Source organism: Peribacillus sedimenti (assembly GCF_046237635.1).
Classification (GTDB): domain Bacteria; phylum Bacillota; class Bacilli; order Bacillales; family DSM-1321; genus Peribacillus; species Peribacillus sedimenti.
The window spans coordinates 3,446,341-3,460,795 of record NZ_CP143547.1; the positions used below are offsets into that span (position 1 = coordinate 3,446,341).

Here is a 14,455-nt window from a genome sequence, read left to right on the forward strand (position 1 = left end):
AAAATAATCATCCTTTCTCTAGGATTTCCGTTATGTTATTTTAAAATCACTAAAGTATAACTTGGTAAGTATCGGGAGGAGATATAATGGCGGAACATCATTTTTTGTTAACAGCAGAATGGTCCGGATTACGTAATGGAGTAGGAGAGATAGAAACCAGTCATCTGAAAACCAAGATTTCCATCCCTACAGAAATGGATGGCCCCGGAGTAGGCACCAATCCTGATGAGATGCTGCTCGGTGCCGCAGCAACCTGCTACATCATTACTCTGGCTGCCATGCTTGAGCGCAGCAAGCTTGAAAAAAGGGAGTTACATATGGAGTCTGAAGGGATTGTGGATGTGACTAACGGTGTGTTTACCTATAAGAAAATCATCCATCGACCTACGTTAATTCTGCTTCCTGACGCTTCTGAGAAGGATCGAAGTCTTGCAGAAAAACTTGCGCGGAAGGCCGAATCCTCCTGCATGATTACGCGGGCGCTGCAGGGTAATGTAGAAATATCCGTGGAGGCTACGATAGTAAGTTCTTCGAAATAACAGAAAACATCGTCTGCATCTTAAAAGGAACAAGCTATAGCCTGTTCCTTTTATTATTTGTTTTCTATTGTAACCTGTCCTCTACCTCACGGACTACTTCGTCTGCAGACATTCCGCGTGCTTCAATGACCGATCCCTGATAAGATGTGTCTTGCATTCCCATCATGTTTCCATCCTGGCCCGTTATCACACAGCAGTCGCAGTTCTGTGCATCACCATCCCGCTTCAGTTCGACCACTTCATAGCCTCTATCCCGCAATGCTTCAGTAATATTGGTCAAAGATTCTTCAACACCAACTTTAGCCATTCTTTCACACCTCCTCCATGATGTTAAGCTTTCCCGGCAGCGCATCATCTATGTATATAAAAGCTCTTTTAAAGAGAAAGTAACATTGGAGGTGATGGCTTTGAACCATAAACATAAAAAGGATGGTTCCCAGATGCGTTTAGGATCTCCAAAAGTCGAAGGACAAGGAACTACCAATCAGGAAACCGGCTCATACCCTATCGATTCATCAAGAAAGAAAAAAAAGGTTTAAAAAAATATTCGGGTCAGCTACGTCAGAGGCTGACCCGTTGCCTTTAAGAATCGAGGTTTGCACTTCGAATATCGACTTCAGTCCTTTTCTCTTCTATGACATCCTCTGGCATTCCCTCAATCTCCATCCGTTTTGATGCATGATTTTCAGGCTCCATGCTGGATGGAGGCAAATTATTATTCGGTGCTGCCTGATCATTCCATTTATCCATATTTGATCACCTCATTTTTATCATCTGCCAATTTTAACGGAACTAATCAAACACATAAAATATAAATGTGGTTACAACCTAAATCTAAGGAGGTGCTCACATGGAACCAAGACAACCGGGAAACAAAAATCTTCCCGATTTTGACAAACTTAACGACCGAATCATTCGGGATGCCAACCAGGGACCCATGCTCTACATCCAAACTAATCTGGACAAGGATAATGTAAAGGATGATAACCCCTATATAGCCGAAAATAAACAGGTGGATGGTGAGCTCAAAGAATTCTTCGATGAGCCATGAACCTAACCTTTACCCAAACAGCTTCCATGATTATGTGAGTCGGTGACCCCGCAAAAAAACACCAAGAGGTGGCTGTCTCCACCTCTTGTACGGCTAAAAGTATTTCTTTTTCCAGAAAATAAAGCCTGTAATGCCTGCAAGGCATACAGCAATCACAAGAGTGATAATGAAAGCGAAGGGATTATGCTCAAATGGAAGCCTGACATTCATGCCGTAAAAGCTGGCAACCATTGTCGGCAATGTAAGGATGATAGTCACTGATGTCAAGAACTTCATAGCAATATTTACATTGTTGGAAATAATTGAAGCGAAAGCATCCATCATCCCGCTTAAAATGGAACTATACGTTTCGGCCATTTCAATGGCCTGGGTGTTTTCTATAATTACATCCTCGAGCAGGTCTTTGTCTTCCTCGTACATCTTTAAATAGTTAAACCTTAAAATTTTATCCAGAACTACTTTATTTGACTTTAACGAGGTAGTGAAATAGACAAGACTTTTTTCCAGCGCAAGGAAAGTATACAACTCTTTATTCTTCATGGATTGATGCAATTCCCGTTCTGTCTCGTTAGTTATTTTATTTATTTGTTTCAAATAGCGTAAATAAAAGGATGAAATATCGAATAGTAATTGCAAGGCAAAACGGGTTTTTTTATTCGTATAGAACTCTTTTTTCGTATTTTTTTTATAGCTGTCTAAAATGGGTGTATCCTTAAGGGAAACCGTAATAAAACATTCTTCGGTAAAAATCATACCTATCGGAATAGTCTCATATATCGGCAGGCCTGCATCATCTTGTGTGATACATGGATAATCGACGATAATTAAAAGCTGGCCGTCCTCACGTTCTATTCTGGGCCTTTCTTCTTCATCTAGCGGGTCTTTTATGAAACTGACTGGTATTTCAAGCCTGCTGCATATCTCATTTATTTCAGACTCGGTAGGAGAGACTATGTTGACCCAGCACCCTTTGGTATATTCATTAACTTGTTGCAGCTTTTTATTTTCTGTTGTTTTAAATATTTCAATCATATATATACCTCCTTATCATTTAAGGAAGCAAATCTATCATTTTAGTTGATACCTTAGAAGCTATCAAGCTGCCAATAATCCGAATGATAAAAGCTTCCTTGCATATACTGGGTTCGGGATCATGGGAACCGTTGCTCATTGTATCAACTCCTTTTTCATTTTATTGCTTATATTAGCCAATACAATCTTAATCCTTCTGAAAGTAAACCACAATAACCTCTTGTTCTAATTTTAAAAAATTAATTTATCAATAACTTCAAAAAATTATAATTCCAGAAGGATTTACCGGTGTTTTTGCTGAACATATGTACGATAGATTGGATAAAGGAGGAAAATGATTTGGAAAACAGGCACAGTGTTTTGCTTCAGCAGCTTGAAGATTATCGAAAAAACACATTGAACTGCGTAGAAAACATTACAGAAGAGGAAGCAACTATCGTACCAGAAGGCTTTAACAATAATATTAAATGGAATCTGGGGCATATTTATGTGGACCAATTTTTGTGGATACAGCATTTGACCAAAGAAAAAATAGAACTGCCGGAAGGATTTCTTGAGTTATTTAACTATGGCACGAAGCCCTCGGATTGGTCAGGAAACGTTCCAAGCCTCGACCAGCTCAAACAGCTTCTTATAGGACAGATAGATTTTATTAAACAGAATTACGCTGACACGCTGGAGGAAGAATTTCAAGTAACAGAATCAGGGATGCATACCATGGCCCAGGTGTTGGTCCGCACCATCTTCCATGAGGGTTTACATTTAGGGGCAATAATAGCACTTAAAAGATTTATTAAAAGCAAAAAAACCATAACCGGTTAAAAAATGCTTTGTAAATTCACTGTTATGAAGTCCACAACCTGAACCCCTTGAAGGGGACCACGCAACATTCGTGGTCCCTGCACGAATTGTAAACAAGGTGGTAAAGTGTCTCCCGAAACCATAGGCGATTTTAACGAAACTGAACTGACTCACTTGAAACAAATGCTTAGAATGATGAGGCTTTTTTGCACCTGCTCATTCATAAAGGGCATAAAAAAGGCCCGGAGTCAATATCCAGGCGCAGCTAATTATGTGTGCTGTAATTGTCTATTGTAATAATTGACGCTATACATGGCTCCTTCATCAACCATTCGATTGTCCTCAAAATCGTACGGGTCAGGATGGCCGGCTTTTTCCATCATATCCACACATTGTTCACTACGCCTGCCAAACATGGCCATCATTCTGCACTTCAATTTTTCATACATGCCCATGACTTGAGTTCTATTATCCTTATCTAACAAAAATGAGGCACTGGCAACTCCCATGCCAAGTAACAGATGAGGCTTGATTGTACTTGACCTTGCCACAAATACCATCCTCCTTTCCTTTTTTATGCTATTCCCTCTACTTTTCAGCCTAAAACGGTTCAATGTCATTTACCACAAAAAGGAAAAAATAATAAGAAAAGTACAAGTGCCCTAATCTAATGACCCTCGATGCAGGCACCAGTACATCTTGTACGTGGAAGCCAGCCATCAGTCTAATTTCATTTTCATATTTAACCAATAAAAAGAAACGGCTCAAGGCCGTTTCCTCGTTTCGTACACTACAATTAGAATGACTTTCCTAATTCTTTTGCTCTCGCGATACCGTCTTGCTTAATTTCTTCAGCCCTTTCCGGGAACTGGTTGTGTCCTTCGATAAACAATCCATCAAAGGATGGAACACCGAAGAAATTCATCATGATGCTTAGATATCTATTGCCCATTTCAAATTCAGCCGTTGGTCCTTCAGAATAGATACCTCCGCGCGCCTGGATATGAAGGGCTTTTTTATCAGTCAAAAGACCGACTGCACCTTGCTCTGTGTATTTGAAAGTTTTACCCGCTTGTGCCACGCAATCCAAATATGCTTTCATGATTGCAGGGAAGGAGAAGTTCCATAATGGAGTTACAAATACAAATTTATCAGCAGATACAAACTGTTCACTTAGCTCGTTGACACGGCTGACTTTCGCTTGTTCTGTTTCAGACAATTCATTAAATTGAGAGCCGGAACGAAGCTTTCCCCACCCGCTGAATAAATCTGCATCCAGTTGAGGAATATCCATTTTGTATAAGTCTAAATGAACAACCTCATCATTAGGATTGGCCTCCCGATATGATTCGATGAATGCGTCTCCGGCTGCCATGCTGTAAGAAAGTGTTTTGTCGTGAGGGTGTGCAGTAATATACAATACTTGTGCCATAGATGATACCTTCCTTTTCGCTTTATAGTTTATATAAAAGTAAGAGGTGTCATTTAAGCTGGAGCTGCGTGTGTCATGGATCGCTTTTGTCGGATACTCTTACTGATGGAGTTCCTGATAGCATCCATATAAATATTGTTTGCAGTCCAGGATGAATTACTAATGGTAATCCTTTGATTAATGACTATGTCCTTTTCCACTTACTTTACGTAAGGTAGTTTATTATTACCATTTCCTAACGTCAAGTAATTAGCTTGCCTGCGTTAAGTTGATGCTGTCGGGTTATTGGGTTATACTACTATTACGAGGTGATGTTATGACTAATTCTTCCATATGTCCCCGATTTGAAAAAGGAATGCAAATTTTGAGCAAAAGATGGTCAGGTTTGATTATCAGTCAACTGCTAAGCGGGCCTCACCGTTTTTGTAGTATAGAAGCTTCATTTCCCATAAGCGGCAGAATCCTGTCTGAGCGATTAAAGGATTTGGAACAGGAAGGCATAGTAAAAAGAGATGTATATCCGGAAACCCCCGTTCGTATAGAGTACTCTCTAACCGACAAGGGTAAGGCATTGGCTCCCGTAATCCGCGAAATCGAAATATGGTCGTCAAACTGGATTGAACTCGAAAAGAATTCTAACCCATAAAAAAGGGAAGCATAATTATAGCTTCCCTTTTTGTATAGTCTGAAAACCGAGAAAACCACTATACAGGCATTTTCAATTTAACTCCGCCGTGGTCTTATATTTGCCCTCATGATAAACCAGAGGGGTTCCTTCCTTAGTACGGAGGTGTGTAACCTCTCCGATAAACAGCGTATGGTCTCCTGCCACATGTTTGTTATACACTGTGCAGGTAAGATGCAGTAATGCATTTTCCAGAACAGGCATGCCATTAAAACTTATGAAGTCCACATCATGGTTGCCTGCAAATTGGCCGGCAAAGTACATCGACATTTGTTTTTGGGACTCCGATAAGACACTGACTGCAAATTGACCAGACGAAGAAATAAGTTGATTCATTTTTGCCCTCTCATCGATGGAGACTACTATCAATTTTGGATTCAATGAGACAGACATAAAAGCATTGGCGGTCATCCCGTGCACCTGACCATCAATCTCGGTAGTTAAAACTGTTATTCCTGTTGCGAATTTTCCCATTCCATTTCTAAAAGTTCTGTCATCCACTCCGTAACCCCCTCGCTAATCAGTAGCGGTAATTTATGTTCGTTTCGTTTGAAAACTGCTGGGAGCTGCAAAACCAAACCCAAACCGGTAAAATGCCCAAAAATTGCACACATCATATATTAAAGGCCGTTTCATTACATGATAAAATGAGGCTTATGCTGACCAAGATTCGGCTTCGATATATCTGCTATGTCTCCTGTATGAACATTTAGTACCAATGAAGCATCATTAAACCAGCAATCAGGGGCAGCAGCACCCCAAAATGTTTGCCTGCGCTTGTCATTAATATCCCATCGGATCGGCTGAAAATCCGGGTCACTGGTTAAGTAATCACCATTATATAATTCAATCCGATGACCGTCGGGATCTCTTAAATAGAGGAAGAATGCATTTGATAATCCATGGCGTCCCGGTCCCCGTTCAATTTGATCGGTATATCCCAGTGACGCTAATACGTCACAGCCATTAATCAGGCTCATTGGGTCACTTAACCAGAATCCAATATGGTGAAGGCGCGGACCCACGCCATTCATGAATGCTACATCATGCACAGAAGGTTTTCGGTGAAGCCAGGCTGCCCATAATTTATCTTCTGCTGTCGAGGTATATTCAGAACAAGAAAAACCCAATTCATTCACATAAAAATCATACGCTCTCTGTACATCAGTAACAGCACAATTAAAGTGGTCGATGCGCTGTACTTTTGCTCCCTGATAAAGATCATAGCGCTGGAGCATTCTTTCTGCCCCATCCATCTTTGCGAAAAACTCCACTGGCAGCCCAGATACATCCTGTACTCTTAACGCGCGTCCCAGTGCATGCTGCGAGCCTTCGTCCAGCCATACTGTCTGGATTCCCCTGGACTGAAAGTAATGATCCAGCGAGTCAAGATCAGAGTCCGAATGTACCTTATAGCTTATTGCCTCCACCACCGGTTTTTCCGCTTTTTTTAGAAGGAGGCTATGATGGCTATGTTCTTCAAGACCGCGTAAATATAAATGATTCTCATCAGACTCGGTAACAATAAATCCCAACGCGGTGACGTAAAACTTGCGTGAGGCATCCAGGTCTGTGACATGAAGAATTGCCCTGGCCGCACGAATAATAGTAAAATTCATATGTGAGTCCTCCATTACACAGCAGAGAATTTGGATCCGGATGATGCTCCTTTTCCAAGGAAATCCTTTATTCTGTCCTTAAACTGCTCTTTATCGTAATTATCAAAATAAGCCATTCCCATTCTGACAGGATCCCCGAAGAAGTAATATTCATAGTGCATTTGCCTGCTCCCAAAGGCACTTAAAGTTAAATCCCAGGCCAGCCTGAACAGCTGGACCCTTTCATACCCGTCCAGGCTCTTTCCCTGTAACCCCCGCTCAATAATTTTGCCAATTTCCGGATTTTTGAAATCAGCCTCGGTAGGTATTCCCATCAAACCGGAGGCCCCCAGTACCCGTACAATCTCAATCAGGCGAGGGTAAATCCTCGGGTACCAGTTGCGTGCTGCATTCAGTGCATGATAATCCGGTGTCATGGTACCCCATTGGTCTGGCTTGGCATTATGCTCAGCACGGTATAAATGAGACTTCATCGCCTCCAATGTCAGCATTATTTCAGTACCTTTGTCCTGAACATGCTGAAATTGGTCAATTCCGATTGCATCCATGAGGGATAATGCAACACCGAGAATAAACTCAGTCTTTACTATGTTTTTAGCAACAACCTGATGAGACATATGGACGACTGCATTTGTTTCACGGAAGGTCCTGTTGCATATAGAGGAGTTCCCGCAAACAAATACTCTGTGCCATGGAACAAAGACATTCTCAAACGAAACAATGGCATCCCCTTCCTCAAACCTGGAAGATAGAGGATGATCATAATGGCCTCTGCCATAATCAAACGATTCGCGGCAAATAAATTTTAATCCAGGAGTGTTATTCGGAATGGCGAAAGCCAAGGAATAAGGATCGTCCAGTTCTCCAGCCTTTTTTACTGTAGACGGAAAAACCAGTATCTCGTCTGTGATGCCTCCCTGTGTCGCTAACAGCCTTATACCATCTACAATGATTCCCTCATTGTTTTTCTCAACAAGGTGAAGCGCCGCATTTGCATCTTTTTGCTCATACTGTGCTTTTGCCCGGTTGACCTGGGGATGAATCAGTGTATGAGTTAGAGAAATGTCATTTTCACGCGCATACTCATAGTATGTCTTAGTATTTTCAGCAAAACTGGAATCTGCTTCTGCAAAAAAACTGCTGGATGCCCCCATGGCCATAACTTCAGCATTTAAATAATCGGGAGACCTGCCCATCATTCCTCCGGATGTCATGGCCCATGCCTGTATGGCCATTCGCCGGGTAATGATATCTTCTATTGTTTCAGGACGCAGGAAAGTAGTTCCAACCAGATGGCCGGAAGTCGGAGAGGTATATAGCATGACACCGGGTTTTTCAAATTGTAAATCATAAAGTCTGGCCATTGAATCGACTACCCCTTTTAAGGCTGGGTGTACCGTGACATCCTTGACTCTTTCACCATGAATATAGATATTATTGTCAGCATTCTTTAGGCGCTCCTTGTACTCTGCTCCTGTTTTGGCTGCCATTCTTTTACTCCCTTTCTATTTTCATTGTGATTTATTCAAGCCGAATCGCGGGATGTGGTGGTCGCCGATCGCCACATGGATCACCTTTGGTTCAGTATAGAATTCAAACAGGGCATAATGGCCCCCTTCCCTGCCGATGCCGCTGGATTTAGTTCCGCCGAACGGTATTCTAAGGTCGCGAACATTCTGCGCATTAATCCAAAGCATGCCAGCTTCCACCGCCTGTGCCACTCTATGCCCCCTTTTTACATCATTGGTCCATACATAGCCTGCAAGACCGTATTTAACGTCATTGGCAGTGGCTATAGCCTGATCTTCTGTTTCAAATTCCATGACAGCCATAACCGGACCAAATATTTCCTCCTGGCATACCTTCATATCATTCCTTGCCTCCAACAAAAGAGTAGGAGGAACAAAATTGCCCGCACTCAGATTTTCAGGAAGCGGGGCCTGAACCACATCACAGCCTTCCTTCCTGGCAAGCTCGATATAGTTGTTCACTTTATTGAAGTGTTCTCTTTCAATCAATGGGCCAAGCTCTGTAACTGGATCCATAGGGTCACCCATCCTGATGCAGGAAATACGCTCCTTAAGTGCAGATATAAAACGGGCCTTAATATCTTTGTGGACAAGGACCCTTGAATTGGCTGTGCATCGCTCACCGTTAAATGAAAACAGTCCCCATACCGCCGCATCCAATGCTCTTTCAAAATCAGCATCATCGAATAGGATAAGCGGGGATTTCCCCCCCAGTTCCATGGAGGTTTTCTTTAATGTATCTGCCGCATTCTTTATAATAATAGAGCCCGTTGCCGTCTCACCTGTAAATGAAACGGCTCTGACCTCCGGATGGGCAACTAAAGATGCGCCAGCCGTTTCTCCATACCCATGCACTACATTAAAAACACCTTTAGGCAGGCCTGCCTTTTGAATCACTTCGGCCAATATGTTTGCACTAAGAGGGGAAAGTTCAGCCGGCTTTAAAACGACTGTATTTCCTGTAGCAAGTGCGGGTGCAACCTTCCACGTTTCAAGCATAAACGGGGCATTCCATGGAGTAATCAGCCCTACGACGCCAAGCGGCTTGTAGATTGTATAATTGATGAATTCATCATCCACCTGATACGCCTCGCCGTGGAATCTTGTTTCCACCATTCTTGCGTAGAAACGGAAATTCTCAGCTGCACGCGCTGTCATATTCTTTGTCTGGCTTATGGGAAGCCCTGTATCCAGAGCCTCCAAAACAGCGATTTTCTCTATTTCATGATCGATGATATCGGCAATCCGGTTGATGTATTTCATCCGTTCGGAAACCTTCATTTTGCCCCAGGGCCCTTCTGTAAAAGCTTTCCGTGCCGCGTTTACCGCTTTTTTTATGTCCTCTTCCCTTCCCTCTGATACCTGGTTGATCACATTATTGGTATAAGGATTGACATTTGCGAATGTGCCTCTGGATTCCGACTCTACAAAATCTCCATTTATATAAAGTTTTATATCATCAACATGTGGGACTATGGATCCTTTCCCCTTATCAGAAACCTGATTAGCCATCTTTGTCACTCCTTACCCATTGGCAACCCGGTCGGACAGGTCAACGTATTTTTGTACAACCGAACGAATCTCCTCCTGGAGCTGTTTGGTTGGCATATCCATCGGCAGCCTCAAAACCGGGGAGATTTTGCCCATCATGCCCAATGCAGCTTTTAACGGAGCCGGGTTGGTATCTTTGAACAATACATCATTTAGCTCCATCAATTCATAATGAAGAGACAGGGACCTTTGGATATCTTTTTCAGCCCAGGCGTTATAAATGTCTGCCACCTTATCCGGCACAATATTTGCCGTGGCGCTTATATGGCCAGCACCTCCAATGGCAAGCATGGGATAGCAAAGAAGTTCAATGCCGGAATATAGCAGGAATTCCCTTCCGCATGCTGCCAGCACACGGTTTACATGCTCGAAATCTTTATTTGATTCTTTCACGCCGATAATATTCGGACAGTCCTCGCTTAGCCTTGCTAGAGTCTTCACTTCCATATTGACAGCTGTCCGGCCGGGAATATTGTAAACAATGATTGGTATCTCCACCGAATCTGCAACCGCCTTGAAATGTTTATATAATGCATGCTGGGATGGCCTATTGTAATAGGGTACAATAACCAGTGCCGCATCAGCCCCTAATTCCTGTGCTTTTGTTGTTAAATAAAGGGTTTCCTTATGATTAGTGGAGCCTGTACCCGGGACAAAAGGTACCCTTTTGCCTATTGTCTCCATGGCGGTTTCCATAAGCTTAATCCGTTCGACCATGGAAAGGGAGCTTGGTTCTCCTGTTGTTCCTGTAACCGATATCCCGTGGCTGCCCTTTGCAATATGCCATTCAATCAAGTTTTTGAAGGAGACTAAATCGAGTGATTCATCTTCATGAAATGGTGTTACAATGGGTGCAATCGAGCCTCGCAGCTTCTGTTTAGCTTCAGCCATTCCTGCCATTCATTCAACTCCTCATAAAGTATCCGATTTTGAAAGCATTTACATTTCAACTGTAACATGTGTTATGCTATAGGAAAAATATTGAAAATATTAGTTTTCCATATAAAATAAATATAGAAAGAGGGGTATTATGGATTTAAAACAATTGCACTATTTCTGTACAATTGTTGAAGAAGGACAGGTCACCCGTGCTGCTAAAAGACTTCATATGTCGCAGCCTCCTCTCAGCCATCAGCTTAAGCTGCTCGAAGAAGAGTTCGGCGTAACTTTGTTTGAGCGTGAAGGCAGGAAGATGGAGCTCACCGCTTCAGGAAGGATTCTTTATCAAAGGGCAAAACAACTCATTTCTCAGGTTAACGATACCGTTACTGCAGTAAGGGAGACATCAAACGGAATTCGGGGCAAACTTGCCATCGGGGCCAACAAGTCTTGCTTTTCCCATCTATCTGAGAGGATTCGATTGTTTAGAGAAAGCTTCCCGCACGTAACCTTCCAATTAAGAGAAGGTGATACCTACCACATTAGCGAGCTCCTTAAAAAACGGGAAATCGAGCTTGGAATTGTAAGGCTTCCCGTAGACGGCGACGACTTTTCCATGCTGCCCCTCCCTGGAGAACCCTATATTTTTGTGCTTCCAAAAGATTGGGTAAGACACACTAATAACCAGGCTTCAATAAACATGAAACAGATTTCCGAATACCCTTTATTACTGCTGCATCGAGCTAACGGTGTAGGCCAATTCGAGCTCGTCCTGAGCGAATTCAAAAGACACGGACTGGCTGCAGATATTGTTTGTGAATGTCCGGACCCTTCCATGATCCTTTCCCTTGTTGCAAAAGGTGTAGGTGCTTCCATCGTCCCAGCATCCACCCTTCACTCCATACAAATGTCGGATATTTTAGCCTTTACAATCGAAGATGCAGCGATAGAATCCAATTCTGCAGTAATTTGGTTACAAGACAGATACCTTTCCAAAAGCGCCATTCATTTATTAAAATCATTCGAGAATCTCCGTACAAAAAGAATAATTCCCACAAGCTAAAGTTTATGGTTCCATATTTGAAAAATTCAGTTAAATATTCTATGATTCAAGAAGTATTACTTTTGGCATGAGCCTATGTCGTCTTTACAATTCCAGTGCAGAACTTTTTTCGAACCCCCACCAATTTCATGTAGTCTTGTCACCGCCCGTTCATTTAGATCGCCTACCTTCTGGAAGGAGTTGGTAACATATGAGGAAAGTGGCAGTTAATCAGCCAGGCTTACTGCTTCAGAGAGACATGCAGCCGGAATTGCTATATGAAAAAATAACAAATGACAGTTTCATATGTAATCCTGTAGTAAGTGGGACCGTTTACGGAACACTGCTAAATTATAAGGGAGAGCTCGATTCTCTTGGGAATGCAATGCATGCCTCTCCTTACATCCAACCACCCAAAGCACCCATCCTTTATATAAAACCTGCCAACACTTTAAGCGGCTGTAATATGCCTATCCCGCTCCCTAAAGGCACAGCAGAACTGCAAATAGGGGCCGCATTAGCCGTTATTCTCGGGAAAACCGCCAAGGACGTTGCAGAAGATTCGGTTTTTGAATACATAGCTGGTTATACAGTAGCAAATGATGTCACCATCCCGCACAGCAATTTCTTTCGACCAGCCATCAAAGAAAAATGCCGTGACGGCTTTTGTCCTATTGGTCCCTGGATTGTAGGGGCTGAAGCTGTCCCCTCTCCAGACCGCTTAAGTATAACTGTATTTATTAATGGCCAGCTCAGGCAAAAGAATTCGACTGCTAATCTACTCAGGCCGGTTTCTAAGCTGGTTTCTGAGGTCAGCCGTTTTATGACACTATATGAAGGAGATGCCCTTTTGGTGGGCATTCCTGAAAACCCGCCTTCTGCAAAGGATGGAGATACTGTCCGGATTGAGATTGAGCAGGTAGGCGTACTACAGAATACAATTCTTTCAGAAACTGCCATGGTTTTGAAGGGGATGTTGTAATGAAGCGTGCAAGAGTAGCCTATTTAGGAGGGATTCATGATGCCATTGAAGAGGAAGGAAAATTGAGGCTGGGAAATAATTTACTGGCAGGTTTCGAGGATGTGGTCTGGCTTCCTCCCATAAGGCCAAGAACAGTCTTCTCCCTGGGGTTAAATTATAAGGACCATGCCAAGGAACTTAGTTTTGACACACCTGAGGAGCCCCTTATTTTTTTAAAGGGCCCCAACACATTTATAGGGCACCGGGGAACTACTGTACGTCCAAATGATGTCACCTTCATGCACTATGAGTGCGAGCTTGCCGTGATAATCGGGAAACGGGGCCGCAATATTAAACCAGAAGATGCGTACGGACATGTTGCGGGCTACACAATCGCTAATGACTATGCGTTTCGAGATTATCTCGAGAATTATTATCGGCCAAATTTGATCGTTAAAAATCGTGATGCCTCAACTCCCATTGGACCATGGGTAGTGGATGCCGAGGATATCCCGGATCCGATGAATCTGACTTTAAGAACATACATCAATGGAAAACTCACTCAGGAAGGCACAACCAGGGACATGATCTTCAGAATCCCAGAGCTAATTCAATTTTTGAGCAGTTTTATGACTCTTGAAAAGGACGATATGATCCTTACTGGAACACCCAGGGGATCAATAGATACCAAGATTGGTGATGAGGTGATTACGGAAGTAGAGGGAATAGGAAGATTGGTAAATACAATAGTCGGGGAACACAGCCCTGCTACTTCCAGAAAGGAAGGATTGTAATGCCCCATTTTATACTCGAATACACCGATAATATCAAAGAACAGGCAAATATCCCTCAGCTCCTGGAAAAGATTAATACCCTCCTGATGTCAAAATCCCCCATTATCCCTGTAGGAGGTATCCGTTCACGAGCGATTGAGCTGCAGGATTACAGAGTGGCAGATGGAAGTGAAGATGATGCTTTTGTCCATGCTACCTTAAAACTGGGTGCTGGGCGCTCCGATGATGTAAAAAAGGAAATCTGCGAGGATCTGTTCAACACAATGAAAGACCATTTTTCTGTTCTTTATAAAACCCGATTCCTGGCCCTATCACTTGAACTATATGAATTTACTGAGACAGGTACCTATAAACTGAATAATATTCATGACAGATTCAAAAATTGATGATTGAAGCATGCAGTTTGAAAAAGAGGCTGCATTAAATTATGATTTTCTGTATCGCTTCTGATTCCCTCCCCCCTGGGGAGGTTTTTTACAGCAAAAGAGCCAGCTTACTCAGCCCGGCCCTTTTGTTTGAAATGCAATAAATTTTGTGAAA

Annotated in this window: 19 protein-coding genes; 9 read left to right on the forward strand and 10 right to left on the reverse strand. The window is 42.6% G+C overall.

What is annotated here, in order from left to right; translation table 11 throughout:
• Positions 1-86 precede the first annotated feature (86 nt).
• Complete coding sequence (locus tag V1500_RS16945; RefSeq protein WP_409301029.1) at positions 87-539, forward strand: OsmC family protein; 453 nt, start codon at positions 87-89, stop codon at positions 537-539.
• A gap of 64 nt (positions 540-603) precedes the next feature.
• Here V1500_RS16945 and V1500_RS16950 read toward each other — a convergent pair whose 3' ends face one another.
• A complete protein-coding gene (locus V1500_RS16950) occupies positions 604-846 on the reverse strand; it encodes a YkuS family protein (RefSeq protein ID WP_409301030.1) in 243 nt (80 codons plus the stop codon).
• Between the two features lie 100 nt (positions 847-946).
• On the opposite strand from V1500_RS16950, the gene V1500_RS16955 reads away from it, so the two are divergent.
• On the forward strand, positions 947-1,078 hold the full coding sequence (locus V1500_RS16955) for a YuzL family protein (RefSeq protein ID WP_409301031.1): 132 nt from the start codon (positions 947-949) through the stop codon (positions 1,076-1,078).
• Between the two features lie 43 nt (positions 1,079-1,121).
• On the opposite strand, the gene V1500_RS16960 is transcribed toward V1500_RS16955, so the two are convergent.
• Positions 1,122-1,289 carry a hypothetical protein gene (locus tag V1500_RS16960; protein ID WP_409301033.1) on the reverse strand — a complete coding sequence of 56 codons (168 nt, stop codon included), beginning with the start codon at positions 1,287-1,289 and terminating at the stop codon, positions 1,122-1,124.
• Between the two features lie 100 nt (positions 1,290-1,389).
• Here V1500_RS16960 and V1500_RS16965 point away from each other — a divergent pair, with 100 nt between their 5' ends.
• Complete coding sequence (locus tag V1500_RS16965) at positions 1,390-1,590, forward strand: hypothetical protein (RefSeq protein WP_409301035.1); 201 nt, start codon at positions 1,390-1,392, stop codon at positions 1,588-1,590.
• 93 nt (positions 1,591-1,683) lie between these two features.
• Here V1500_RS16965 and V1500_RS16970 read toward each other — a convergent pair whose 3' ends face one another.
• Positions 1,684-2,622, reverse strand: coding sequence for a magnesium transporter CorA family protein (locus tag V1500_RS16970; protein ID WP_409301037.1), 939 nt, complete (start codon positions 2,620-2,622; stop codon positions 1,684-1,686).
• Positions 2,623-2,961: 339 nt separating this feature from the next.
• Here V1500_RS16970 and V1500_RS16975 point away from each other — a divergent pair, with 339 nt between their 5' ends.
• Positions 2,962-3,444, forward strand: a complete 483-nt coding sequence (locus tag V1500_RS16975) for a DinB family protein (protein WP_409301039.1) — start codon at positions 2,962-2,964, stop codon at positions 3,442-3,444.
• A gap of 248 nt (positions 3,445-3,692) precedes the next feature.
• Here V1500_RS16975 and V1500_RS16980 read toward each other — a convergent pair whose 3' ends face one another.
• Together V1500_RS16980 and V1500_RS16985 are read right to left on the reverse strand one after the other, a co-directional pair.
• Positions 3,693-3,974 (reverse strand): hypothetical protein, encoded by a 282-nt coding sequence (locus V1500_RS16980; protein ID WP_409301040.1) that lies wholly within the window; start codon positions 3,972-3,974, stop codon positions 3,693-3,695.
• 245 nt (positions 3,975-4,219) lie between these two features.
• Entirely contained in the window at positions 4,220-4,855 is a 636-nt protein-coding gene (locus V1500_RS16985) for an FMN-dependent NADH-azoreductase (protein WP_409301042.1), read from the reverse strand.
• 316 nt (positions 4,856-5,171) lie between these two features.
• Between V1500_RS16985 and V1500_RS16990 the strand changes: the two genes are divergently transcribed.
• On the forward strand, positions 5,172-5,501 hold the full coding sequence (locus V1500_RS16990; protein WP_409301043.1) for a winged helix-turn-helix transcriptional regulator: 330 nt from the start codon (positions 5,172-5,174) through the stop codon (positions 5,499-5,501).
• A gap of 72 nt (positions 5,502-5,573) precedes the next feature.
• Here the strand turns inward: V1500_RS16990 and V1500_RS16995 are convergent, their stop codons facing one another.
• The 5 genes from V1500_RS16995 to hpaI form a co-directional block, all read right to left on the reverse strand.
• Positions 5,574-6,041 (reverse strand): flavin reductase family protein, encoded by a 468-nt coding sequence (locus tag V1500_RS16995; RefSeq protein WP_409301045.1) that lies wholly within the window; start codon positions 6,039-6,041, stop codon positions 5,574-5,576.
• 134 nt (positions 6,042-6,175) lie between these two features.
• A complete protein-coding gene (gene hpaD / locus V1500_RS17000; RefSeq protein WP_409301047.1) occupies positions 6,176-7,159 on the reverse strand; it encodes a 3,4-dihydroxyphenylacetate 2,3-dioxygenase in 984 nt (327 codons plus the stop codon).
• 14 nt (positions 7,160-7,173) lie between these two features.
• A complete protein-coding gene (hpaB, locus tag V1500_RS17005; RefSeq protein ID WP_409301048.1) occupies positions 7,174-8,649 on the reverse strand; it encodes a 4-hydroxyphenylacetate 3-monooxygenase, oxygenase component in 1,476 nt (491 codons plus the stop codon).
• A gap of 21 nt (positions 8,650-8,670) precedes the next feature.
• The gene (gene hpaE / locus V1500_RS17010; RefSeq protein ID WP_409301050.1) at positions 8,671-10,200 is read right to left on the reverse strand and encodes a 5-carboxymethyl-2-hydroxymuconate semialdehyde dehydrogenase; all 1,530 of its coding nucleotides are present in this window, start codon (positions 10,198-10,200) and stop codon (positions 8,671-8,673) included.
• A 12-nt stretch (positions 10,201-10,212) separates the two neighbouring features.
• The gene (gene hpaI, locus V1500_RS17015) at positions 10,213-11,139 is read right to left on the reverse strand and encodes a 2,4-dihydroxyhept-2-ene-1,7-dioic acid aldolase (RefSeq protein ID WP_409301051.1); all 927 of its coding nucleotides are present in this window, start codon (positions 11,137-11,139) and stop codon (positions 10,213-10,215) included.
• A gap of 130 nt (positions 11,140-11,269) precedes the next feature.
• On the opposite strand from hpaI, the gene V1500_RS17020 reads away from it, so the two are divergent.
• The 4 genes from V1500_RS17020 to V1500_RS17035 all read left to right on the forward strand — a co-directional run bounded on the left by V1500_RS17020 (position 11,270) and on the right by V1500_RS17035 (position 14,301).
• Positions 11,270-12,181, forward strand: a complete 912-nt coding sequence (locus V1500_RS17020) for a LysR family transcriptional regulator (RefSeq protein WP_409301053.1) — start codon at positions 11,270-11,272, stop codon at positions 12,179-12,181.
• Between the two features lie 190 nt (positions 12,182-12,371).
• A complete protein-coding gene (locus V1500_RS17025; protein ID WP_409301054.1) occupies positions 12,372-13,142 on the forward strand; it encodes a fumarylacetoacetate hydrolase family protein in 771 nt (256 codons plus the stop codon).
• A complete protein-coding gene (locus V1500_RS17030; protein WP_409301055.1) occupies positions 13,142-13,915 on the forward strand; it encodes a fumarylacetoacetate hydrolase family protein in 774 nt (257 codons plus the stop codon). The genes V1500_RS17025 and V1500_RS17030 overlap by 1 nt, the downstream gene beginning before the upstream one ends.
• A complete protein-coding gene (locus V1500_RS17035) occupies positions 13,915-14,301 on the forward strand; it encodes a 5-carboxymethyl-2-hydroxymuconate Delta-isomerase (RefSeq protein WP_409301057.1) in 387 nt (128 codons plus the stop codon). The genes V1500_RS17030 and V1500_RS17035 overlap by 1 nt, the downstream gene beginning before the upstream one ends.
• Positions 14,302-14,455 lie beyond the last annotated feature (154 nt).